19 protein-coding genes are annotated in these 23,656 nt (G+C 73.8%); 6 read left to right on the forward strand and 13 right to left on the reverse strand.

All coding sequences use genetic code 11. The annotated features are described in order from the left end of the window. The first annotated feature begins 82 nt into the window (after positions 1-82). From ACIBU0_RS12635 to ACIBU0_RS12645, 3 genes are read left to right on the forward strand one after another with little or no spacing between them, the layout of a single operon-like run. Positions 83-1,423, forward strand: coding sequence for a ferric reductase-like transmembrane domain-containing protein (locus ACIBU0_RS12635; RefSeq protein ID WP_398815912.1), 1,341 nt, complete (start codon positions 83-85; stop codon positions 1,421-1,423). Between the two features lie 19 nt (positions 1,424-1,442). Beyond that, positions 1,443-1,847 (forward strand): FMN-binding protein, encoded by a 405-nt coding sequence (locus ACIBU0_RS12640; protein ID WP_398815915.1) that lies wholly within the window; start codon positions 1,443-1,445, stop codon positions 1,845-1,847. Position 1,848: 1 nt separating this feature from the next. Continuing rightward, positions 1,849-2,589: an FAD:protein FMN transferase gene (locus tag ACIBU0_RS12645; protein ID WP_398815918.1), complete on the forward strand. Its 741-nt coding sequence runs from the start codon at positions 1,849-1,851 to the stop codon at positions 2,587-2,589. Between the two features lie 20 nt (positions 2,590-2,609). On the opposite strand, the gene ACIBU0_RS12650 is transcribed toward ACIBU0_RS12645, so the two are convergent. Together ACIBU0_RS12650 and ACIBU0_RS12655 are read right to left on the reverse strand one after the other, a co-directional pair. Next, entirely contained in the window at positions 2,610-3,059 is a 450-nt protein-coding gene (locus ACIBU0_RS12650; protein WP_398815920.1) for a hypothetical protein, read from the reverse strand. Continuing rightward, positions 3,059-4,285, reverse strand: a complete 1,227-nt coding sequence (locus tag ACIBU0_RS12655) for a molybdopterin-dependent oxidoreductase (protein WP_398815923.1) — start codon at positions 4,283-4,285, stop codon at positions 3,059-3,061. The genes ACIBU0_RS12650 and ACIBU0_RS12655 overlap by 1 nt, the downstream gene beginning before the upstream one ends. Before the next feature lie 113 nt (positions 4,286-4,398). On the opposite strand from ACIBU0_RS12655, the gene ACIBU0_RS12660 reads away from it, so the two are divergent. Continuing rightward, on the forward strand, positions 4,399-5,715 hold the full coding sequence (locus ACIBU0_RS12660) for a hypothetical protein (RefSeq protein ID WP_398815926.1): 1,317 nt from the start codon (positions 4,399-4,401) through the stop codon (positions 5,713-5,715). 268 nt (positions 5,716-5,983) lie between these two features. Here the strand turns inward: ACIBU0_RS12660 and ACIBU0_RS12665 are convergent, their stop codons facing one another. The 10 genes from ACIBU0_RS12665 to ACIBU0_RS12710 form a co-directional block, all read right to left on the reverse strand. Continuing rightward, positions 5,984-7,534, reverse strand: a complete 1,551-nt coding sequence (locus tag ACIBU0_RS12665) for an ABC transporter ATP-binding protein (protein ID WP_398815929.1) — start codon at positions 7,532-7,534, stop codon at positions 5,984-5,986. Further along, complete coding sequence (locus tag ACIBU0_RS12670) at positions 7,531-8,328, reverse strand: ABC transporter permease (protein WP_398815932.1); 798 nt, start codon at positions 8,326-8,328, stop codon at positions 7,531-7,533. The genes ACIBU0_RS12665 and ACIBU0_RS12670 overlap by 4 nt, the downstream gene beginning before the upstream one ends. Beyond that, positions 8,325-9,278 (reverse strand): ABC transporter permease, encoded by a 954-nt coding sequence (locus tag ACIBU0_RS12675; RefSeq protein ID WP_398815935.1) that lies wholly within the window; start codon positions 9,276-9,278, stop codon positions 8,325-8,327. Before ACIBU0_RS12675 ends, ACIBU0_RS12670 begins: the two co-directional genes overlap by 4 nt. Next, positions 9,275-10,840, reverse strand: a complete 1,566-nt coding sequence (locus ACIBU0_RS12680; RefSeq protein ID WP_398815938.1) for an ABC transporter substrate-binding protein — start codon at positions 10,838-10,840, stop codon at positions 9,275-9,277. Before ACIBU0_RS12680 ends, ACIBU0_RS12675 begins: the two co-directional genes overlap by 4 nt. A 15-nt stretch (positions 10,841-10,855) precedes the next feature. Continuing rightward, a complete protein-coding gene (locus tag ACIBU0_RS12685) occupies positions 10,856-11,674 on the reverse strand; it encodes a class I SAM-dependent DNA methyltransferase (protein WP_398816895.1) in 819 nt (272 codons plus the stop codon). 428 nt (positions 11,675-12,102) lie between these two features. Continuing rightward, the gene (locus ACIBU0_RS12690; RefSeq protein ID WP_398815941.1) at positions 12,103-13,344 is read right to left on the reverse strand and encodes an MFS transporter; all 1,242 of its coding nucleotides are present in this window, start codon (positions 13,342-13,344) and stop codon (positions 12,103-12,105) included. Beyond that, positions 13,328-14,395, reverse strand: coding sequence for a dipeptide epimerase (locus ACIBU0_RS12695; RefSeq protein ID WP_398815944.1), 1,068 nt, complete (start codon positions 14,393-14,395; stop codon positions 13,328-13,330). The genes ACIBU0_RS12690 and ACIBU0_RS12695 overlap by 17 nt, the downstream gene beginning before the upstream one ends. Further along, positions 14,392-15,468, reverse strand: coding sequence for a PLP-dependent cysteine synthase family protein (locus ACIBU0_RS12700; RefSeq protein WP_398815947.1), 1,077 nt, complete (start codon positions 15,466-15,468; stop codon positions 14,392-14,394). The genes ACIBU0_RS12695 and ACIBU0_RS12700 overlap by 4 nt, the downstream gene beginning before the upstream one ends. Then, the gene (locus ACIBU0_RS12705; RefSeq protein ID WP_398816897.1) at positions 15,465-16,331 is read right to left on the reverse strand and encodes a Rossmann-like domain-containing protein; all 867 of its coding nucleotides are present in this window, start codon (positions 16,329-16,331) and stop codon (positions 15,465-15,467) included. The genes ACIBU0_RS12700 and ACIBU0_RS12705 overlap by 4 nt, the downstream gene beginning before the upstream one ends. A 35-nt stretch (positions 16,332-16,366) precedes the next feature. Continuing rightward, the gene (locus tag ACIBU0_RS12710; protein ID WP_398815950.1) at positions 16,367-17,623 is read right to left on the reverse strand and encodes an ATP-grasp domain-containing protein; all 1,257 of its coding nucleotides are present in this window, start codon (positions 17,621-17,623) and stop codon (positions 16,367-16,369) included. Positions 17,624-17,767: 144 nt separating this feature from the next. Here ACIBU0_RS12710 and ACIBU0_RS12715 point away from each other — a divergent pair, with 144 nt between their 5' ends. Then, positions 17,768-19,255: an alpha/beta hydrolase gene (locus ACIBU0_RS12715; protein WP_398815953.1), complete on the forward strand. Its 1,488-nt coding sequence runs from the start codon at positions 17,768-17,770 to the stop codon at positions 19,253-19,255. Positions 19,256-19,313: 58 nt separating this feature from the next. On the opposite strand, the gene ACIBU0_RS12720 is transcribed toward ACIBU0_RS12715, so the two are convergent. After that, a complete protein-coding gene (locus ACIBU0_RS12720; RefSeq protein ID WP_398815956.1) occupies positions 19,314-22,583 on the reverse strand; it encodes a SpoIIE family protein phosphatase in 3,270 nt (1,089 codons plus the stop codon). 260 nt (positions 22,584-22,843) lie between these two features. Between ACIBU0_RS12720 and ACIBU0_RS12725 the strand changes: the two genes are divergently transcribed. Continuing rightward, positions 22,844-23,593, forward strand: a complete 750-nt coding sequence (locus ACIBU0_RS12725) for a DUF4142 domain-containing protein (RefSeq protein ID WP_398815958.1) — start codon at positions 22,844-22,846, stop codon at positions 23,591-23,593. Positions 23,594-23,656: the final 63 nt, after the last annotated feature.

Consider the following 23,656-nt stretch of genomic DNA (forward strand, 5'->3'; position numbering starts at 1 on the left):
CTTGAAAGAAGTACGACAGCTTTTCGACAGCTCCGGACGGACAAGCTCGGTAACCACAGACGAGATCAAGGAGCTGTCGCCCGTGACGACGACCGTCCAATCGCCCCCTGCGCCCCCCACGGCGATACGCCCCAGGGTGGTCGCCCGCACAGGCCTGTACGCCGTGCTGGCCGCGAACGTGGCCGCGGTGCTCTACTTCTTCTCCGCCGCGGGCTTCGCCTCGAACACGCTGATCGTGCTCGGCCGGCTGACCGGTCTGTTCGGCGCGCTGCTCATGGCGTTCCAGCTGCTGCTGGTGGCACGGCTGCCGTGGCTCGACCGCCGGATCGGCATGGACCGGCTGACCTCCTGGCACCGCTGGACCGGCTTCAGCGTCCTGTGGACGCTGCTCGCGCACGCCGTGTTCATCACCTTCGGCTACGCCGAGTCGTCCTCGCTGGACCCGGTGAACCAGCTCGTCGACCTCGCGGAGACCACCGAGGGCGTGCTGCGCGCCATCGTCGCGCTGGGGATCATCATCGTGGTCGGTGTCGTCTCCGCCCGGTTCGCGCGGCGGCGGCTGGCGTACGAGACGTGGCACTTCATCCACCTGTACACCTACGTCGCCGTGGTGCTGGCCTTCACCCACCAGGTCGCGGTCGGTACGACCTTCACCTCCTCACCCGCGGCGAAGGCGTACTGGTACGGCGTGTGGGGCGTGGCCCTCGGCGCGGTGTTCACCGGCCGGTTGGTCCTGCCGCTGTGGCGGAACCGGCGCCACCAGCTGCGCGTGTCCGCCGTCGTCCCCGAGTCCCACAACGTCGTGTCCGTCTACATCACCGGCCGCGACCTGGACAAGCTGCCCGCGCGGGCCGGCCAGTTCTTCCTGTGGCGGTTCCTGACCAAGGACCGCTGGTGGCAGGCCAATCCGTTCTCCCTGTCGGCCGCGCCCGACGGCCGCACGCTGCGGCTCACCGCCAAGGCGGCCGGCGACGGCTCGGCGGCCCTCAGGCACCTCGAGGTCGGCACGCGCGTCTTCGCCGAGGGCCCCTACGGCGCCCTCACCGCACTGCACCGCACCCGCCCGGAGGCCGTCCTCATCGCCGGCGGCGTCGGCGTCACGCCCATCCGCGCGCTCCTGGAGGAGCTGCACGGCCACGCGGTCGTGATCTACCGGGTGGCCACCGACCAGGACGCCGTCCTCTACGACGAGCTGCGCGACCTCGCCCACGCCAAGGGCGCGGAGCTGCACCTGGTGACCGGCCCGGCCGCCCCCGACAAGCTGGCGCCGGCCGCGCTGGCGCGGCTGGTGCCGGACATCACCGACCGGGACGTCTTCCTGTGCGGGCCGCCGCCCATGATGAACGCGGTGATCGGCAACCTGCGCGAGCTGGGCGTGCCGAAGCCGCAGATCCACTTCGAGCGTTTCAGCCTGGCAGGATGACGGGACCGAGGAGAACACCGTGAAGCGAGCAATACCCGTCCTGGTCCTGTCCGTCGTGGGCCTGATCCCGGTCTGGCGCTACGAGCCGTCGACCGGTACGACGTCCACCACCGAGTCGGCCGAGTCGGCCTCGACATCGTCGTCGTCCGGTACGTCGAGCGGCTCGAGGGTCGTCACGAGCCCGACGATCACCACCGAGAAGGGCCCGGTGCAGGTCCAGGTGACCTTCCAGGGCGACAAGATCACGGCTGTGAAGATGCTCCAGCAGCCCCATCATCCCCAGACGACGGCTGCCGTACCGAAGCTCGTCGCGGAGACGCTCCAGGCGCAAAGCGCGGACATCGACACCGTGTCCGGCGCGACGATCACGAGCGAGGCCTACAAGAAGTCCCTCCAGGCCACCATCGACGAGGCGGACGCCTGACATGCACCGCGTCGAGCAGGTGATGGGGTTCCCGGTCTCGCTGCGGGTCGACGACGAGCACGTCGGCGAGGAGACCGCGGACGCGGTCTTCGCGTGGCTGCGTGAGGTCGACGCGCGGTTCAGCCCGTTCAGGGCCGACAGCGAGGTCTGCCGGCTGGACCGGGGCGAGCTGGCGGACGGGGACGTCAGCGCGGATCTGCGTGAGGTCCTCGATCTGTGCGAGGAGTACCGGGTCGCCACCGGCGGCGCCTTCGACGTACGGCTGCCCGGGCGCGGGCTGGATCCGTGCGCGGTGGTGAAGGGCTGGTCCGTGCAGCGGGCGGCCGGGTTGCTGAAGGCGGCGGGGGCGCGGCGCTTCGTCCTGAACGCCGGAGGTGACGTGGTCGCCTCCGGCGGGCCCTGGCGGGTGGGTGTACGCCACCCCGACCAGGCCGACAAGGTGTGCACGGTGGCGGAGCTCACCGACGGGGCGATCGCGACGTCCGCCCGCTATGAGCGCGGCGACCACATCGTCGACGGCCGCACCGGGCGTCCGGCGACGGGGCTGCTGTCCCTCACCGTCGTGGCGTCCTCCCTGACCGTGGCGGACACCGTGGCGACCGCCGCGTTCGCCCTGGGCGCGGAGGGCGTCGAGTGGGCCGCCGCGCGGGAGGGCTGCGAGGTGTTCGCGGTGGACGCCGAGCGGCGGGTGTTCCGTACGGAGGGGTTCCCGGTGGCGTCCGCGCAGGCGCGGGCGGCGTAGGCGGCCTGGAACCGGGGACGTCAGGTCCGTTCCTTCGACGCCCTGCGCCGCCGCAGGACGAACACCGCCGCGGAGCCGCCGAAGAGCAGGGCGGTGATCAGCAGCCAGCGGGCCGCGAAGCCGTCCGCGGACAGGCCGGTGGCGGAGGTGTAGCGGTCCGCCACCCGGCCGCTGATCAGCGGGAACCAAACCAGCAGGAGCAGCAGGGACAGCGCGGCGGGGACGCGGACGTACGACACCCACGTCCGGCGCCCGGCCGCCTCGCACCCGCGCAGCAGCACCTGGTCCGCGGTCCCGTACAGCGGCAGCAGGACGAGGTCGTGGAGGACCGCCGAGCCGACGAACCACAGCGCGACGCCGAACCAGTCGTCCTCCAGCAGGCGCACACCCGCGTATCCCGCGAGCGCGAACGAGCTGACGAGCAGGAGCAGGTGGAAGGGACTGCCGATCACCGCACGGGGCAGGCGCATCACAGGTCTCCGAACGTCATCCGGGCCACCCACTTGGTGTTCAGCACACCGGGCGCGGCCGGCACGATGATCCGGGCCGGGTGGCCGTGGTCGGGGGTCAGGTCCTCGCCGTTGACGGAGAGGGCGAGCAGGGAACGGGGGTCGGCGACCTGGTTGGCGCGCAGGGCGGCCCGCCGGAAGGCGCCGCGCCGCTGGAGCGACTCCACCAGGACATCGGGCGGGTCGGCGTCGTATCCGACGAGGGCCGCGAGGTCCCGCAGCCGCACCCCGCGCCACCACTGGTCGGACGTCGACCAGCCCTCCACGCAGGCGATGGGCAGCGCCGCGCTGTGCAACGGCAGGCCGAGCAGGTCGGCACGGCTGAGGCGGACCGTGCGCCCGTCCCGTCCCACGACCACCAGCCGCCACGCCTCCTCGCTCGTCTCGGCCGCTCGGATCCCCGCGTACGCGGCCGTCTTGTTGATCTGGAACCCGCCGGGTCCGCTGCCCGGTTCGGCGCCGCCGTGCGGGGCGAGGAGCGCGGTCCGGCGCAGGGCCCCGTCGAAGTTCTGGCCGGCGGTCGTGGCGAACAGCAGCAGCGAGCCGCCGCCGACGAACCAGAGGGCGCCGCGCCGGGAGACGGTCGGCTCGGCGGGATCCGGCGAGACCAACTCGGTCTCCTCCTCCCGCAGGTGGCGCAGATTGCGCCAGGCCATGGGCATCTTCAGCACCGTGTGCGCGACGAACGCCGCGAAGAACACCCACGCCCCGTAGAAGTGCAGGGTGTAGAAGGAGCCGGGGAAGACGTAGTCCAGCTGGACGTTGAGGATGCCCGTGACGAACTCGAACAGCGCGCCGCCGACCAGCAGCAGCAGCGAGATCCGCTCCAGGGCGTGTGCGAGCGACCGTGCGGGCGGCAGCGTGAAGAGCTTCGGCACGACCGACCACAGCTTGGCCAGCAGCACGGGGACGAGGGTGATGCCGAGCGTGACGTGGACGCCCTGGTTCAGCCGGTACAGCCAGTGCGGGTCGGTCGGCCAGGAGAAGAGGTAGAAGCCCAGGATCCCCTTGTCCGGGGTCTTGTCGTTCACCGGTGACAGGTTCGGGTTGTAGGCGGCGTAGGAGACCAGGCCCGTCACGAACAGCACCGTGACGCCGCCGAGCAGCACGACGCCGAGCAGCGAGGTCAGCCAGGGGCCGCGCAGCGGGCTGCGCCAGAAGGAGGGGGAGAAGGGAGACCGTGCCATGCCCCGACGGTAGGTCCGGCGCACCCCGGGAAGGGGTGCGTGAACCATGACGAATCCCTGACGTCCGCGCCTGTCAGCCGTCCGGAGGAGGGTGCCCGCCCTAGCGTTCTGGCGTGAACCGCGACCTCCGCCATGACTTGTCCACCGCAGCGGCCGCCGCGCTGCTCGTCGTGACCGCAGCTGTGGTCGGCACCCGCATCCAGCACCGGTACGGCACGCTCCGGGTCAACTGGCCGCCGCTGCTGGCGGACTGGGAGCCGCATCTCGGGCCCGGCACGCCGGCCGCGCTCGCCGTCGCGGCGGCCGTGGTGGCGTACGGCCCCTCCCTGGCGGTCCGGCTGCCGTGGCGCCCCCTGCTCCTGGCGACCTGGGTCACCGGGATGGCCTGGACCTGGTCCCTCGCCCTCATCGACGGCTGGTACCAAGGGGTCGCGGGACAGCTGACGACTCCGCACGAGTACCTCCGGGTCGTCGACCGCTTCCACGACCTCCCCGCCGCCCTCCGGGACTTCTCCGGCCACATCCTGCTCGAGTCGCCCGACAACTGGCCCGCCCATGTCGCCGGCCATCCCCCGGGCGCCACCCTCACCTTCGTGCTCCTCGACCGGATCGGCCTGGGCGGGGGCGGCTGGGCGGGAACCTGGTGCATCACCGTCGGTACGACGGCCGCGGTCGCGGTCCTCCTGGCCGTACGCGCCCTCGCCGACGAGCAACTCGCCCGCCGCGCCGCGCCGTTCCTCGCGCTCGCTCCCGCGGCGGTGTGGGTGGGCACCTCGGCCGACGGGTACTTCGCGGCGGTCGCCGCGTGGGCGGTCGCGTTCCTCGCGCTGGCGGTGACGGGGACACGGCCGCGGTGGACAGGGCTGGTCTCGGGGCTCCTCTTCGGCTGGACGGTCTACCTCTCGTACGGCCTGACCCTCTTCGCCGTGATCGCCGCCGCCGTCCTGCTGCCGGGCTCCCACCGCGCCCGCCCGCTCCCCTTCCTGCTGGCCGGCTTCCTGGTGGTCCCCGTCGCCTTCACCGCCGTGGGCTTCGACTGGTGGGAGGCGTACCGTCTGCTGGTCACCCGCTACCACCAGGGCGCCGGCGGCGTGCGGCCGTACGGCTACTGGGTGTGGGCCAACCTGGCGTGCACGGTCGTCATCGTGGGCCTCGCGACGGTGGCGGGGCTGCGGCGGGCGGGCGGGGCGTTGGTCCGGCGCACGGAGCGGGCCGAGGTACGCCTGGCGCTCCTCGTGCTCGGCGCGCTCGTCGCCCTGCTCGTCGCCGACCTGTCCGGGATGAGCAAGGCGGAGACGGAGCGGATCTGGCTGCCGTTCGCGGTGTGGCTGCTGCCGGCGTGCGCGTGGCTGCCGGGGGCGCGTGCCTGGCTGACGGTGCAGGCGGTGCTCGCGTTGCTCGTCAATCACCTTTTGCTGACGGGTTGGTGAGGCCCCGGGGAGGCGACGCACGGCCACCGCGTCGAACTGACCGGCCTGCACACCGCGAACGCGGCCGCTCCCGCCCCCCCCCCCCCCCCCGGACGCCCACCTCGCCGCCGAGCTCGCCCTGGCACCGCACGGCGCAGGACGACGGCACGACCGTCGTCGGCCCCGACGAGCCGACCCTGGCCGCCGACGGCCCCCTGGCCTCGACCGCCGGCCAGGGCCACTCGCTGAGGTCCTCCCGTCACCTCCAGGGGTGCGGCCCCAGGCCGGCTCAGAGGCGGGCCCCGGCCTCCAGGCGCTCGGTCGTCTCCATGAGGGAGATCGTGAAGGGGTGCCGAGGGTCCGTCAGGATCTGCCGCGCGACCCCCTGTTCGACCAGTTCTCCCGCGTCCAGTACCGCGATGCGGTGCGCCAGGCGTGCGGTGTCGAGGTCGTGGGTGATGAGGACCAGGGACAGGTCGTCGCCCCCGCCCACCAGGCCCGTGAGGACGTCGAGGATGCCGCGCCGGGTGACCGAGTCCAGGCCGGAGGTGACCTCGTCGCAGATCAGTACCCGGGGGCGGGCCAGCAGGGCGCGGGCGAGGGCGGCGCGCTGGAGTTCGCCGCCGGAGAGTTCTGCGGGGCGGCGGCGGGCCAGGTCCACCGGCAGGCCGAGGCGGGTGAGGGTGGCCACCGCCTCGTCCGTCGCCGTCCGCTCGTCGGTGCCGCGCAGCCGTACCGCCGTACGGGCCACCTGCTGGAGGACCGGCCGGTGCTCGTCGAAGGCGGCGCGGGCGTCCTGGAAGACGTACTGCACGGCGGCGAGTCGGTCGCCGTCGCGCCGGCGCAGGCTGCGCGGCAGCGGGGTGCCGTCGAGCAGGATCTCGCCGTCGTGGTCGCGGTGGAGGCCCGCGAGGCAGCGGGCGAGCGTGGTCTTGCCGCTGCCGGAGCGGCCGACGACGGCAAGGCATTCGCCGGAACGGAGGACGAGGTGCGGGACGCGCAGCACGACGGTCCGGCGGTCGTGTACGGCGGTCAAGTCCCGTACTTCCAGCAGGGGTTGCCCGGAGTCGGCGCTCGTCCCGTCCTGCGGGGCCGCGCGGCGTGCGTCGAGCAGCCGGCGCGTCCACTCGTGCCGGGGCGCCTCCCACAGCCGCTCCACCGGGCCCGACTCCACGACCCGGCCCGCCCGCATGACGAGGACCTCGTCGGCGAGGGAGCGCACCACGTCCAGGTCATGGCTGAGCAGGACGACGGCGATGCCGCGCGCCGCGACCGCCGCCAGCTGCTCGACGACCCGGCTCTTGGTCAAGGCGTCCTGGCCGGTGGTGGGTTCGTCGGCGACGATGACACGGGCGCCGAGCAGCAGGGCCTGGGCGAGGACGAGGCGCTGCTGCTGGCCGCCGGAGAGCTGGTGCGGGTGGCGGCACAACAGCGCCTCACCGTCCGGGAGTTGCGCGTCGGCCAGGGCACGCAGGACACGTTCGCGGGCCGCCGTCCGGCGCTCGGCGCGGGGCAGGTGGCGGACCTGGAGGCGGGCGATGTCGTGCAGGAGCGCGCCGACGCGGCGGGCCGGGTTGAGGACGGCGGCGGGGTGCTGGGGGACGTAGCCCACCGGGCCGTCCCCGGTCCGCCGTACCTCGCCCGTGACGCGGGCGCCGGGCGGGTACTCCCCGAGCAGCGCCAGGCCGGTCGTGGTCTTGCCACTGCCGGAGGCGCCGACCAGTGCCGACACCTTGCCGGGCAGCACCCGCAGGTTCACTCCGTCGACGATCGCGCGGCCGTCGATCTCGACACGCAGGTCGCGTATTTCGGCGACCACCGCATCCGTTGCCGGGCTCACCGCTGTCGTCGTCCCTTCGTCTCCAGCGCCGCGTCGAAGAGCAGGTTGGTGCCCGTCGTCAGCGCCACGATCAGCAGCGCGGGCACCACCACGGCCCACGGCTGCACGAACAGTCCGGTGCGGTTGCGGTCGACCATGACCGCCCAGTCGGCGGCGTCCGGCGCGACGCCGACCCCGAGGAACGCCGCCGTCGACACCAGGTACAGCACACCGGTCAGCCGTATCCCGGCGTCGGCGGCGATGGTGCGCAGCGCCGACCGGCCGACATGGCCGACGGCGATCCGCCACCAGGTCTCCCCCTGCATGCGCAGCGCCTCGACGGCGGGGCGCGCGGCGGCCTCCCCCGCGGCCGCCCGCACGATCCGGGCGGCGTCGGGCACGTTCACCAGCGCCACGAGCAGCGCGAGCCCGGCGGCGCCCGGCGAGAACACGGAGGCCACCAGCAGGATCAGCAGCAGCGACGGTACGGCGAGCAGCACGTCCAGCGGCCGCATCAGCAGCTCCTCCAGCCACCTGAGGCGGGTGAGCGCGCTCATGAGGGCGACCGGGACGGCGACGAGGTAGGCGAGCGCGGTGGCGGCCAGGGCCGTGACCACGACCGTACGGCCGCCCAGCAGGACCTGGCGCCACACGTCGCGGCCCACGAAGTCGGTGCCGAGCCAGTGGTCGCCGCCGAGCGTGAAGGACGTGGCGCGGGGGCCGGGGTCGCCGGCGAACAGCGGTCCGAGGAGGGCCAGGACGAGGGGGACGGCCATGACCGCGAGACCGAGTGCGAAACGGCGATACGTCGTCATGCGGCCACCCCCGCACGGGGAGTGAGCCGGTGGGCCACCAGGTCGGCCCCGAGGTTCAGGACGACCGTCAGCACCCCGAACACCACGGCCAGCCCCTGCACCACGGGTACGTCCCGTTCGGCCACGGCGTTGAGGAGGACCGTGCCCAGGCCCGGGATCACGAAGAGGGCCTCCACGACGATCACGCCGCACAGCAGCCAGTCGACGGTGCGGGCGAGTTGCTGCACGGCCGGGGCGAGGGCGTTCGGCAGGGCGTGGGCGTAGCGGACGCGGGCGCCGGGGATGCCGCAGCGGCGGGCGTGGGCGGCGTAGGGGGAGGCGAGGGCGTCGACCATGCCGGCCCGCACCAGGCGGGACAGCGAGCACACCGGGCGGGACAGCAGGACCAGCACGGGCAGGACCAGCGCCGCCGGATGGCCGAGCAGGTCGGTGCCGTAGCCGAGCGCGGTCGGCGGCAGCCAGGCCAGCTCGAGAGCGAGGAGCGTGATCAGCAGGACGCCGAGGGCGAACTCGGGGACGGCGTACACGGCCAGCGTCACCGAACTGATCAGCCGGTCGACGAGGCGTCCCTCGTGGCGGGCGGCGAGCACGCCGAGGCCGAAGCCGAGCGGGACGAGGAGCGCCAGCGTGAGGGCGGCCAGCAGCAGGGTCGGGCCGAAGCCGTCGGCGAGGTACCGGGTGACCGGGCGGCCGGAGGTCAGGGATGTGCCGAAGTCGCCGTGCAGCAGGCCGGCCGCCCAGTCGGCCAGCCGCTGGTACGCCGGCCGGTCCAGGTTCATCGCCTCGCGGATCGCGGCGATCCGCTCGGGGTCCGGCTGGTCACCCGCGAGGGCCACCGCGGCGTCGCCCGGCAGCGCCTCGGTGAGCGCGAAGACCAGGAGCACGACGGCCATGGTCTGCGCGACGCCGAGGAGCAGCCGCCGGGCGACGAAGGAGCGAAGTCCGCTCACGCCAGCCACACCTTGTCGAAGCGGGCCCAGTCCAGGGTGTTGGCGGGCGCCTTGGTCTCGACCCCCTGCACCGTGCGGGCCGTTCCGATGATCCAGTCGGCGAAGCCCCAGATGAGGAAGCCGCCCTCGGCGTACAGACGGCGCTGCATGCGCTCGTAGACGGCGGCCCGTTCGGTCGTGTCGCGGGTGGACTGGGCCTGCTGGTAGAGGGCGTCGAAGTCCTTGTGGTGCCACTTGGTGGCGTTGGTGGTGGAGTCGGTGAGCAGGCGCTGGGAGATGTGGGCTTCGATGGGCATGGCGCCGGAGCGGTAGCAGCACAGGGTGCCGCCGTCGAGGATGTCGCTCCAGTACGAGTCCTTGCTGCCCATCCTCACGTCGATCGTGACGCCCGCCTTCGCGGCCTGGTCGCGGAAGATCCCGGCGGCCTCGGTGAACCCGGCGGCGACGGCCGAGGTGTCCAGGGTGACCTTGAGCTTCTCGGCGCCGGCCTGCTTGAGCAGGGCACGCGCCCTGTCGAGGTCCTGCTCGCGCTGCGGCAGGCCGGCGGCGTAGTACTCGTACCCCTTGCCGAACAGGTCGTTGCCGACCACGCCGGCGCCGGACAGCGCGCCGTCGACGAGTTCCTGCCGGTCGGCGATCAGGAAGAAGGCCTCGCGGACCCGCTTGTCGTCGAAGGGGGCCCGGTCGGTCTTCATGCAGAACGCCTGCATGGCGCTGTTGCGAAGCCGCACGATCTCGATCTGCCCCTTGCCCTCGTGGGCGCGGGCGGTGGTCGGGTTGAGTTCGTGCGCGTACTCGACCTGGCCGCCGAGGAGGGCGTTGACCCGGGCGGACTCCTCGTTGGCGACGACGAACTCGATCTCGTCGAGGAGCGGGGCGCCGTCCCAGTGGTCGTCGTAGCGGCGGAAGACGGCGGAGCGGCCGGGGGCGAAGGAGACGAAGCGGAAGGGGCCGGAGCCGATGGGATTCCTGTCGAACTCGGTGGCCTTCCCGGGGACGATGTACGCCCCGAACGCGGCCAGGATGTTGGGGAATTCGGCGGTGGGCCGCTTGAGGACGAACTCGATGGACCGCTCCCCGGTGGCGCGGCTGGCGTCGAGGTCGATGGGCTCCAGGGACGCCTTGGCGCGGAACGCCTGCTCGGGATCGGCGATGCGGCGGTAGCTGTAGAGGACGTCGGCGGCGGTGACCGGCTTGCCGTCGTGGAAGGTGGCCTGACGGAGCGTCACCTGCCAGCGGTCCAGCGTCTTGTTCGGCTCCCACTTCTCGGCCAGGCGGGGCTGGGCGGAGAGGTCGGCGCCGTAGTCGGCGAGCTTGTCGAAGAGTGCCTTGGCGCGGGCGACGTCGGCGAAGAGGTTGGCCAGGTGCGGGTCGAGCGTCTCGCTCGCGCCGCCCCCGGCGAACGCGGCGCGCAGCCGGCCGCCGCGCTTCGGGGTACCGGATGCGCGGGCCGCCCTGTCGTCCGTGCCGCCTCCGCAGCCGACGAGGGCGAGGGCGGCGGCGCCCGAGGTGGCGGCGAGGAAGCCGCGGCGGCGCAGGGCGGGGAAGCGTTCGTCGTACATGGGTGGTCCTTTGTGTCAGTTGGTGTGCGAGCGGCGCGCGACGACGTGCAGCCGGTCGCGGTCGGTGGAGATGCCGGGCGACTCGCCCTGCCGCCAAGGCGGTTCGGTGCGCGGCCCGGGCCCGTCGTGGAGTTCGAGGACCTCGAAGCCGTGTGCCGCGAGGAAGTGCCGTAGCTCCTGCGGGAACAGCAGCCGCCAGGCGGAGCGCTGTTCGACCGGCGGCGATCCGTCGTCGGCCGTCCATACGCGGATACGGCGCAGGAGTTGGGCGGTGCGGTCGACGGTCAGGGTGGTGGTCGACCGGTAGGCCGTGCCCTGCCAGGTGAAGGCGTTGACGGACGGGGTGTCGAGCAGGTCCGTACGGCCCAGGAAGTACGCCCCGTTGCGCATCTCCGCGACCAGCAGCCCGCCCGGCGCGAGGGCGCGGCGGCAGGAGGCGAGGAAGCCGTCGAGCTGGTCGTTGGTGTGGCAGTACAGCAGGGAGCTGTCCAGGCAGACGACGGCGTCGAAGGGGACCCCGCCCAGGTCGCGCAGGTCGAATCCGTGCAGGTCGGCGCGGACGTACGCCGGCCCCGGGTGGTGGGCGCGGGCGTGTGCCAGCATCGCCTCGGAGAGGTCGGCGCCGGTCACCGTACGGCCGGCGGCGTGCAGGTGGGCGGCGTCGCGGCCGGTACCACAGCCGATGTCCAGGACACGCGGTCCGGCCCCGTGGCGACGCAGACAGTCCTCGGTCCAGCGCCCGGCGAGCCGGTCGGGGTCGGGGAAGCGGGCCTCGTACAGGGCGGGGTGGTCGGTGAGAAAGTTGGCTTCCTCGCCCTGCGCCTCGACGGTCATACCTGCCTCCAGGCCGGCCGGTCCGACGGTCGCGCGCCGGCCCTCACCTGTCGACGGGCCCGCCGTCGCAACCGTCGCCGCGCGCACCGCACTCACACCGTGCTCCTCTCTCCGGCCCGCACCGGAGCCGCCTGGCCCGGATCCGCGGGCCTCATACAGGGCGGGGTGGTCGGTGAGGAGGTTGCGGCTGCCGACCGGGCCGCCGGCGAGAGGGGCGCCCTCCTCGTCTTGCGCGGCGGCGGTCATACCTGCCTCCAGGCCGGCCGGTCCGACGGTCGCGCGCCGGCCCTCACCTGTCGACGGGCCCGCCGTCGCAACCGTCGCCGCGCGCTCGGTCACGCCTGGTGCCCGGCCGCCGGGCTCGGTGCCGGCAGTGCCTCCGCCGTCGGCCGTACGCCGCTCCGCTCCTTCTCCCGCGCGCACCGCACTCACGCCCTGCTCCTGTCTCCGGCCCGCACCGGAGCCGCCTGGGCCGGATCCGCGGGCAGCGCCCCGAGCCCGCGCAGCCAGGCCACCCCGGCCGCCGAGGCCAGGCCGCAGCCGGCGCAGCACACCCACGGCAGCCAGGCGCGGCCACCGCTCTGCCCCGCGTCCATGGCCCACCCGACGACGGTGTTCCCGACGGCCGCGGCGATCCCGGAGACGACGTAGAAGATCCCGAAGTACGTGCCGGTCAGCTCGGGGCGGCCGAAGCGGGGGATCAGCTCCATCACGAACGGCGAGGCGACCATGACGCCGAGGTAGAGCAGCAGCGCACTCACCAGGACAGGCACCGCACCTGACGCGAGGGCCGGCGGCAGGAAGGCCAGCCCCATCACCGCGAGTCCGGCCGCGATCCAGCGCGCCCTGTCCCCGCGGGACTTGAGGCTCGTCGTGATCCTCAGCTGGAGCGTCAGGTTGGCGACCGTGCCGACGAGGAAGACGATGCCCGCCGCCCCGTCCCAGCCGGTGGCCTCGCGGGCGCCGTCGGGCAGCAGCAGGTACAGCTGGTTCTCCAGGGTGAACATGCCGACCATGGCCAGCGCGAAGGCCAGGAAGGCCCGGTTGCCGAGCACCTCCCGCCAGTCCGCGAGGACACCGCTGTTGCCGCTGGGCCGTACTTTCCGCGCGGGCAGGACGAGGGCCTGGGCCACGGTGAGCACGGCGAAGATTCCCGCGGCGGTCAGCGCCGACGTGCGGAAGTCGACGAGCAACAGGACGCTGCCGAGCAGCGGCCCGATGAGCGCGCCGGTCGTGGCGAACACGTTGAACAGCGCGAACGCCTCCGCCTTGCGCTCGCCCGCCTCCTGCGCGAGATAAGCCCGCACGGCCGGGTTGAACAGCGCCCCCGCGAGCCCGCTGAGCACGGACGCGGCGAGCAGCACCGGCAGCCCGTCGCCGAGGGCGAACAGCGCGAACCCGACGGTCCGCAGCGCGCACCCGGCGATGATGACGCCCCGCGCCCCGAGCCGGTCCGAGGCCGAGCCGCCGATGATGAACAGGCCCTGCTGGCTGAGGTTGCGCACGCCGAGGACGATCCCGACGACCGCCGCCGACATGCCGAGGTTCTCGCCGAGGTGGGTGGCGAGGTACGGGATGAGGAGGTAGAAGCCGGTGTTGACGCCGAGCTGGTTGACGAGGAGGAGCCGGACGGCGAGCGGGAAGCCCCGCATCTCATGCCACGTCCTCATGCGCCCTCACCTCCTCGGCCTGCCACCCGCGGGGTTCGGTCTCCTCGACTCCCAGTCCGGGACGGCCACTTGGGCGCACGACGCCGTCGGCGCCGCCGATCCCGGTCCACGGGTCGTGGGCGAGGAGCAGATGGCCGTCGAGGTCGGCCCAGCGGGCCCGGTCGGCGAGGTGGACGGCGGGCGCGAGGCCGAGGGTGCTGGCGGTGAGGCAGCCGAGCATCAGGTCGGTGCCGCTGCCCTCGATCAGCTCGGCGATCCGCAGGGCCGCCCGAACGCCCCCGCACTTGGCGAGCTTGATGTTGACGCCGTGGACGCGCCCGGCCAGCCGCCGTACGTCGTCCTCACTCACCGCGTCCTCGTCGGCGATGACCGGCATCGGCGACTTCTCCGCGAGGGCGCCGAGCGCGTCCGGGTCACCGGGCGGCAGTGGCTGCTCGACGGCCTCGACGCCGAGCGCGGCGAACCGGGGCAGCAGCCGCTCGGCCTGCGCCACGCTCCAGGCCCCGTTCGGATCCAGCAGCAGCCGCATGCGAGGAGCCGCGTCACGGATGACCCGTACGCGCTCCACGTCGTCCTCGGGGTCGGGGGTGCCCGCCTTCACCTTGATGACCCGGAATCCGCTCGCGGCCAGGCGCCGGGCCTCGGCGGCGGCGTGCGGGAGCGAGGTGATGCCGATGGTGCGTGCGGTGGCGACGCCGGACGACGTCCCGGCCCCCAGCAGACGGTGGACGGGCACCCCGTCCCGCTTGCCGAGGAGGTCCAGCAGCGCGGACTCGACGGCGGCGACCACGGCGGGCGGTGCGCCGGACGAGGGCAGGGCCTCCAGGGCGCTGTCGGGATCGGCGAACCGTTCGAGACCGACTCCCGAGATCAGCCGCAGCAGCGTGCCGGCGTCGAGCCCGTAGTACACGCTGCTGACGGCCTCGCCGTATCCGGTCGCTCCGTCGTGCTCGACGGCCAGCCACACGGCGTCGCGGGCGGTCATGGTGGAGCGGGAGATGCGCAACGGCTCGGCGAGTTCGAGACGTACGGTGCGCAGGCGGGCCTTCATCGCGTCCTTTCCAGGGAGAGCGGATCGGTGACCCGCGTGCAGCGCACCCACCCGCTCGCCTCGGCGGCATACGGGTGCGGTATCTCCACGGGCCGGGTGGCGGCACCGGCCGGGTCGAGGCCGTGGGCGGCGAGGAAGTCGTCGTCGTAGACGGTGCCGAGGTAGCGGTGGGGTCCGTCGGGGAAGACCGTGGCGACGACCGCGCCCGGATGCACGCAGGCAGCCCAGGCGGCGACCCGCGCCACCGCCCCGGTGCTCCAGCCGCCGCTGACGAAGCAGCCCCGGGCGAGCCGTCGGCAGCTGTCCACGGCCTCGGCGGGGCCGATCCAGTGGACCTCGTCGAAGGCGTCGTAGGCGACGTTGCGCGGGTGGATGCTGCTGCCGAGGCCGCGCATCAGGCGGGGGCGCGCGGGCTGGCCGAAGATGGTGGAGCCGGTGGCGTCGACGCCGATGAGCCGCAGTGCGGGCCAGTGCCGGCGCAGCGGGGCGATGACGCCGGCGCTGTGTCCGCCGGTGCCGACGCTGCACACCAGGATGTCCACGTGGTCGAGCTGGGCGCCGAGTTCGGCGGCGAGGGAGGCGTAGCCGGCGGTGTTGTCGGGGTTGTTGTACTGGTCGGGCCAGTAGGCGCCGGGGAGTTCGGCGAGCAGTGCGCGCAGCCGGGTCAGGCGTGCGGCCTGCCAGCCGCCCTGCGGCGCCGGGCGGTCGACGAGCTCCAGTCTCACTCCGTGGGCCCGCAGCAACTGACGCATGGACGACTCCAGTTCGCTGTCGCCGACCAGCACGACTGGGTGGCCGAGCGCCTGCCCGGCGAAGGCGAGCCCGATGCCGAGGGTGCCGGAGGTGGACTCCACCACCGGGGCGCCGGGCCGCAGTTCGCCGCGCTCGCGCGCGCCGAGCAGCATCGACACGGCGGCCCGCGCCTTCATGCCGCCCGCCGCGAGCCCTTCGAGCTTGGCCCAGAAACCGGGGTGGGCGTGGGGCAGGTCGGTGGTGACACGGACGACCGGGGTACGGCCGAGCAGGGCGAGCAACTCAGGGCGCGCGGTGGGCCGTACCGCGGTGGCGGTCATCGCGCACCCCCGGGACAGCGGTACCGGTGAACGACGCCGGGCCCGCCGTCGAGCCAGAAGAAGGGGTACGGCTCCGCGCACACCGCGCTCACGCCCTGGCCCAGGAAATGGGGCAGGACCGCGCTGCCGGTCTGCGCGAACATCACGAGCTGCTTGCCGTGCCGCAGCGCGTGCTCCCGCAGCGGCTCGAAGCTGCCGTTGCCCAGGGTCATCCCGGACACGAGCAGCGCGTCACAGCGCGCGGCGGCGGTGAGCGCGTCGGTGACGACCGGCTCGCCCCACTCGGTCACACCTCCCTTGAGGTCGCACGGGACGTATCCGAGCCCTCGCGAACGCAGCTCCTCCAGAAGGGAGTTGACGACCCCGACCAGCAGGACGGTCGCCCCGGCCGGCACATCGAGCAGCTCGACCACGGCCCTGGCCCGGGCCCGGGACTTCTCCAGCGAGGACCCCGCGGGCAGCGGCACGGGGCGGGCTCCGTCGGCGAGGGCATGCGGGGTGACGTGCATCAGGTAGGCGTCGAGGGCGGCGACCCGGACGGGCGGCAGCGGATGATCGAGCAGTTCCGCCACGTCGGCGCCCACGCAGTCGTCGAGTGCGCCGTCGGGCAGTTCGCCGGGCTCGACGGCGCACGATCCGACGGCCTCGGCGAGGCGCAGGCTGAGGACCTCGTTGCGGTAGCCGGTGCCGCGCCCGTCGTGCCGAACGGCCTGGCGGGTGGTGAAGGCGACGGCGATGCGCCGGCTGCGCGGGTCGGGGCCGACGGCACCGGCGCGGACGCGGGCGACGAGCTCGTCGTACGTCCGGCAGGGCGCCGTCGGTGAGAGCCTGTGAAGAAACCCCCGTCGTCCGCCCGCAGGCAGGGGCTTCTTCGCAGGCTCTGAGGCACTCGCGGCGGTCACCGGATCACCAGCCCCGCGCGCAGTCCGGCCAGCAGGTCCTCGACGCGGCTTCGGGCGCCGGGGCCCTCCGCGTCGCCCGCCATGACGTGGCCCAGGTACTCGTTGTTGCTGCCGGCCGCCTTCACGGTCCTGCCGGGCTCGGCGAGCTGCACCTCCAGCACGCCGGGCCGGCCGGCCAGGTGGCGGCCGTCGAGCGCTTCGAGGGTGCCGGCACGGTCGGGGACGAGGAAGCCGATGGCGGCGCTGCGCAGCCCGGTGTCCGTGCGCCGCAGGTCGGGCTCGCGGCCGAGGGCGACGTCCACGAAGGCGGCGGCGAGGTCGATGCCGGTGACATGGCGGACGAGCTCGGTGATGCGGTTGCCCGCGGGCCGGGCGTTGACCTCGACGACGCGCGGCCCGGCGGAGGTCAGCTTGATCTCGGTGTGCGCCACGACGCCGTCGGTCAGCCCGAGCGCCTTGAGCACCGCGAGCGCGGTCTGCTCGGAGGCGTCCAGGTCGGCGAGCGGCAGGGCGGCGGGGAACATGTGGCCGGTCTCGACGAAGGCGGGCGCCGCGCCGACGCTCTTGTCGGTGACGCCGACGACGTGCACCGCGCCCGCGTGGGACACGGTCTCGACGCTCACCTCGGGGCCGTCGAGAAGCTCTTCGAGGAGCACGGCGGAGGTGCGCCGCTGGCCCCGGGCGTTGACCGGGAAGGCGGCCAATGCCCGGACCGCCTCGGCGAGTCGGGCCTCGTCGTCGACGCGCCGCACGTACATGCCCGCGCACAGATCGACCGGCTTGACGACCAGCGGGTAGCCGATCTCCCGCGCGGCCCGCGCGAGGTCGGCCCACTCCTCGTGCACGGCGAAGCGCGGTCCGGGCACGCCCGCGTCGGCGAGGACCCGGCGGGTGGCGTCCTTGCGGCAGGCGTTCTCCACCGCCTCGGGGCCCGGGCCGGGCAGGCCCAGGTGCCCGGCGATCCGGGCCACCGTCGGCAGGTAGTAGTCGCAGGAGGTGAGCACTCCGTCGAAGCCGAGGACCGAGTGCAGCCGCGCCACCTCGGGCAGCAGGGCGTCGAGGTCGTTGGTCTCGGCGGTGATCGCGTGGCGGAAGCCGAGCAGCGGGTGCGCCGTCCCCTCGGGCGCCGAGCGCAGGTAGTGATGCAGGTCCCGGGTGAGGAAGGTGAACTCGTGTCCGCCCTCCCGGATCGCGCGTGGCAGCAGCCTGCTCATCGATCCGACCCAGCTCTCTACCACCAGCAGATGAGCCACAACTCCCCTTTTCGTGCCGCGAGTTCAGTCGTCAGGGCAGCCCGGGGCGCCCCTCGGGCGGAGGGGTGCCGGACTTGACGCGCACACGTTATCGATAATCATTTTCATTTGCTACCCCGTTCTCACCCTTCCCTTGGAGAGCCCTTGTCCGTCCTGTCCCGCCCCGCCGCCCTGCTGTGCGCGCTCGCAGCCGCGGCCGCCCTGCTCCCCACCGCCGCGCCCGCCCGGGCGGAGGGGGCTGCTCTCACCTTCGGCGCGTGCCCCGCGTCGATACCGCGGCCGCCCGCCCCGGACCGCGTGGAATGCGGCAGCCTGAGCGTCCCGCTCGACTGGGAGAACCCGACCGGCCCCCGCATCGAGATCGCCGTCTCCCGCGTCCCCGCCGCCGGAACCCCGGCCGAGCGACGCGGCATCCTGCTGGTGAACCCCGGCGGCCCGGGCGGCTCCGGGCTGCCGTACGCGGTGACCAAGCGCGCCAAACTCCCTCCGGCCGTGCGGCGTTCGTACGACGTCATCGGCTTCGACCCCCGCGGGGTCGGCCGGAGCACGCCGGCCGGCTGCGGCGCGATGGGCGGCCTGTTCGACAGCCCGGGCGCCGACCCGGTGCCGGTGGGCCGGGCGGCCGAGCGCAGGTACCTGGCATCACTGCGGAACCTCGCCGACGACTGCGCGGCGGGCGCGGACGAGGTCCTGCCATACCTGTCCACCGAGCAGACGGCGTACGACATGGACGCGATCCGCGCCGCGCTGGCCGAGCCGCGGACCAGCTTCCTCGGTGTGTCGTACGGCAGTTACCTGGGAGCGGCCTACGCGGCCCGCTTTCCACACCGGGTGGGCCGCATGGTGCTGGACAGCGTGGTCGGCCCCTGGGACTGGTACGACTTCGACGTCATCCAGAGCCGGGCACTGCTGCGGGCCCGTGACACCTTCCTCACCTGGACGGCCGCACACGCGGAGCGCTTCGGGCTGGGCGGCGACGCGGATGCCGTACGGCGGTCGTATCTGCGCGTACGCCGCGAACTCGCCGCCCGGCCGGTGGACGGGTTCGGCCCGGCGGAGTTCGACCGCGCGGTCTACCGGGCCCTGGGCCGCACGGAACGCTGGACGGGCCTGGCCGACGGACTGCGCACCTACCTGACCGAGGGCAGCCCCGAAGGCCTTCGCCCCGCGTCCGCCTTCGACAGCCCGGACTCCCGCGCCTACGAGGCGGCCAACCGGATCGTGAAGTGCGCGGACGGTCCGGGGCCGACGGCGCGCGAGGTCGTGGCGGACATCCGGCGCACCCGGCGGCTGGACCCGCAGCCGGTCCTGACCGGCATGGAGGCGTCGGCCTGCGCCTACTGGCACCACCGCCCGACCCACCGCACCCCGCTCGGCAGCCCCGCCGTCCCGCCCGTCCTGCTGGTCGCCTCCGCGCACGACCCGGTGACCCCGATCGAGGGGGCCCGGCGGCTGAGGGAGGTGCTGCCGGACTCCCGGCTGGTGACCCTCGACGACGACTACTCGCACGGTGTGTTCGCGAGCCGGGGGAACGCGTGTGTGGACGGCGCGGTGACGGCGTATCTCGTCGACGGCGTGGTGCCCGGGGCGGATGTGCGGTGTGCCGGGCCGGGGTTGCCGGGGACACGGTGAAGGCGTCCGCCTGGACGCCGGTCAGCAGCTCAGCATCCGTGGCACGCCCGGCGGAGCGTCACGGCAACGGCTGTTCCGTCCAGATGACCTTCCCGTTCGGGGCGTACCGCGTCCCCCACCGCTCGGTGAGCTGCGCGACCAGGAAAAGGCCCCGGCCGCCCTCGTCCGTGCTGCGGGCGCGCCGCAGGCGCGGTGAGGTGTTGCTGCCGTCGGAGACCTCGCAGATCAGGGCGCGGTCACGGAGCAGCCGCAGCTGCACGGGCCCGGTGGCGTGGCGGATGGCGTTGGTGACCAGTTCGCTGGCGATCAGCTCGGTGGCGAAGGCCAGCTCGCCGAGGTGCCAGGCGGCGAGCTGATCGGTGACCGCCGCCCGCGCGCGGGAGACGACCGCCGGATCGCTGGGCAGGTCCCACTGGGCCACCCGGTCGGCGCCCAGCGTGTGCGTGCGGGCGACGAGCAGCGCGACGTCGTCGACGGGGCGGGCGGGGAGCAGGGCGCGGAGGATGGCCTCGCAGGTCTCCTCCGGCGGACGGTCGGCGTGGGCCAGGACGGCCCGCAGCTGGTCCATGCCGGCCTCGATGTCGCGGTGCCGGTCCTCGATCAGACCGTCGGTGTAGAGCACGAGTTGGCTGCCCTCGGCCAGCTCCAGCTCGACCGTCTCGAAGGGCATGCCGCCGAGTCCGAGCGGCGGACCGGACGGCAGGTCCACGAAGTCCACCGTGCCGTCGGGGGCGACCACCGCGGGCAGGGGGTGCCCGGCGCGGCTGAGGGTGCAGTGCCGGGACACCGGGTCGTAGACGGCGTACAGGCAGGTGGCGCCGACGATGCCGGCGTCCGGCGTGCTCTCCGCGGCCCAGCCCTCGCCCCGGTCCAGCCGGCCGACCAGGTCGTCGAGGTGGGTGAGGACGTCCTCGGAAGGCAGGTCCAGGGAGCAGAAGTTGTGAACGGCGGTGCGCAGCCGGCCCATCGTGGCGGCGGCGTGCAGTCCGTGGCCGACGACGTCGCCGACCACCAACGCCACGCGGGCGCCGGACAGTGGGATGACGTCGAACCAGTCGCCGCCGACCCCGGCCTGCGCGGGCAGGTACCGGTAGGCGACCTCGACGGCGCTCTGTTCGGGGCGGCCCCGGGGCAGCAGGCTGCGCTGCAGGGTGAGGGCGGTGTTGTGCTCACGGGTGTAGCGGCGGGCGTTGTCGATGCAGATCGCCGCGCGTGCGGCCAGCTCCTGGGCGAGGGACAGGTCGTCGTCCTCGAAGGGAGCGGGCTGCAGCGACCGGTAGAAGCTGACCACGCCGAGCGTCGTGCCACGCGCCCGCAACGGCACGGTGATCAGGGAGTGGATACCCGCCGCGAGCACCCGTTCCAGCCGCTCCGGGTCCTGCGCGATCCAGCCGCCCGCCTCGGCGAGGACCGGTTCCAGCACCGACTGCCGGGTCTCCAGGGAGCGGGCCTGCGGCGTGGACGGAACGTACTCGACGGGGTCGCCGACGTCGTACAGGTGGTAGGGATCCTTGCGTACGGCCCGGAGGGCCACCCGGCGCAGCGCCGCCCGGCCGCCGAGCGCCTCCGGTTCCTCGCCGCGCAGCACCGAGTCCGGGAGGTCGACGGCGACGAAGTCGGCGAACCGGGGGACGGTCACCTCGGCGAGTTCCTCCGCGGTGCGGGTGACGTCGAGGGTGGTGCCGATCCGCACGCTCGCGTCGTGCAGCAACTCCAGCCGCCGCCGCGCGAGAACGGCGAGCCGTCCGACCCCGGGCTCCCCGACGAGCAGCAGCCAGCCGTCGGCACCGCCGTCGCCGTCCGGTCCGGGGCGCGAGGAGGGCTGGGGCAGGGGTACGGCGGTCCGGGCAGCGCCGTCACCGTCACGGCCGGCGTCCGGGGCGGGGCGGGCGGACGGCTCGAACGGGGACGCGAGGGTGCTTGCGGTGCCGGTGCCGGTGCCGTCGGCGTGCGCGGGCGGGGCGGGCGGCTGCGGGCGTACGGCCGTGTGCGTCGGGGCGGGCGGTGCTGCGGCCGCCTCCGGTGCGGTGTGGGCCGGGTCCGCGGGGGATGTCGATGCCGCTCCGGTCCCGGTCGCCGCGGGCTCGGCGGACTCGGGCGGCGCGGAGGGTGCGGAGGGTGCCGGAGTCGCCGAAGTTGCCGAAGGCGCATAGGGCGCCGAAGACGCGGCCGATGCCCGGGCGGACGCGATCGACGGGGCCGGGGGCCGCGCCGCCGACCCGGCCGTGCCCTGCGGAGCCGACCCCGCCGTGCCCTGCCGAGCCGAGGCTGCCGTGCCCACCGGGGCCGCCGCATCTGTCCCCTGGACGGCCGGCGCGACCGCACCCTGTCCCGCCGACTCACCCGTGCCCTGCGCCAACCAGGCAACCGGGGCCTGGGTGCCCGACGCCGCCGGGCGGACGTGGCGCAGGCGCGGGCCGCCGACCACGCGGGCCTCGACGGCGACGCCGCTCTCCCCCGCCGCTCCCTGGACCTGCCGGCGCAACAGGGTGGCCGTCCGGCCGCTCGGCAGGGCGACCTCGTCGAGGGTGCGGTGCGGTGAGGCGATGAGCTCCTCGGCCTTCTCACGCAGCACCGCCAGATCGAGCCGGCCGAGGGCGCCGCCGTCATGGCCGGACGGCAGTGCCGGGGGCTGCTTCGGCCAGCCGCGCGCATGGCCGTCGGCCCGCCGGTACGCGGCGAGCAGGGCACGCTCCCGTTCCGTGGCCTGCTCCAGCAGCCGGGCCTCGATGTTCCGGGCGGCTTCGCGGACCGTCCCCACCATCGCCGGGTCGCCCTGGTCGCGCAGGCAGGTCAGATCGAGGACGGCCTCGATACGCCCGCTGAGCGGGTCCCGCACGGGTGCGCCCGCGCAGGCGAAGGGCTGCAGGCAGTCGGCGAAGTGCTCACGGCCGGCGACGTAGACCGGGCCGCGCTCTGCGAGGGCGGTGCCGACGCCGTTGGTGCCCACGACCGGTTCCGAGGCGTCGAACCCGGGCGCGAACTGCACGGCGTCGAGGCGCTCGCACAGCTCGCGGCCACCACCGAGCCGCTGGACCATGCGGCCCTGGGAGTCGCAGAGCGCGATGGTCATGCCCCCACCGTCGAGCGAGGCGGTGAGGTCCGACAGGACCGGGTCGGCGGCGCGCAGGAAACGGTCGTCCAGTGCCACGTCCGCGGTGTAGCGGACCAGCAGCCGGTGCGGCTCCAGCCCGGCGGAGCGGCAGCGCTTCCAGGAGTCGAGCACGGAGTCCCGTACGTCCGGCTCGACCAGTGAGCCGGCGAGGAAACGCTCGTGGGCATCGACGAGCCCGCCGATGTCGTCCCAGGCGACGGTCAACGGGATCACTTCCCTCAGCCGGAGCCGTCCCGGTCACGCGCGCCGCTGTTCGGCCGACGGCCCGGTGGGCGTCCAAGCGCTGTCAGCCTAGCCCTTCTGTGACACAGCTCACAACGGCCTGCCCGGGTCCTGCGCCTCACCCCTGACGATCCCGCGCATGTGAGGGACGCCGCCGAAACGGGCCGCGAGTTTTTTCCCGCGGCGATGATTGTTTCGCGCGTTCCATCCGTACTTCCTGAGGTACCGAGTCGTTCACGTCAGGAGTCACGATGCCCATCTCGCGCCGCATGGTAGGCACCGTCTTCGTGGGAGGCGCCCTCGTCCTCACTCTGTCCGCCCTCGCCTACCCCGCCATGCTGGGGGTGCAGACCACGTCCGCCAGCCAGGACCGCGTCATCGCCAACACCCGGTACGGGCCGCTGACCGAGGCCGACCGCGACTTCGTGGTCAAGGTCCGCGCCGCCGGCCTGTGGGAGCACCCACTGGGCATGCTGGCGATGCAGCGGGGGACGACCGCGGCGATGAAGGAGGCCGGCCAGCACCTGGTCGTCGGACACGCCCGGCTCGACCTCGCCTGCCGCAAGACGGCGGCGGAACTGAACATCACGCTGCCCAACCAGGCCAGCCCGCAGCAGCAGCAGTTCGTGGCGACCGTGGACTCCAAGACGGGCAAGGAGTTCGACGCCACCGGTGTCGCCATCATGCGGGTGACCCACGGGCAGATCTTCCCCGTCATCGCGAAGATCCGGGGCACCACGCAGAACACCTTGGTGCGTCAGCTGGCCGACCTGGCCAACGACACCGTCCTCGACCACATGACGATTCTGGAGAAGACGGGCCTGGTCAACTTCGACACGAACAACTTCCAGCAGACCACGCCCCCGAAGCTCCCCAAGGACCAGCTCACGCCACCCGCACCCCAGCCGGGCGCGCCCGTCCTCACGCTCTCCATCCCCAAGGGCCTGGAGGACCTGAACACGGCATCGCCGACGGCGCTGCCGAGCGCGGACGTCAAGTGACGGCGGCAGCGGGCCGCCGCTGAGCGCGGTGCCCGTCGTGGTGGGCGGCGGGTGCGGGACGCC

The sequence above is a fragment of the Streptomyces sp. NPDC049627 genome (assembly GCF_044465645.1).
Lineage (GTDB): Bacteria > Actinomycetota > Actinomycetes > Streptomycetales > Streptomycetaceae > Streptomyces.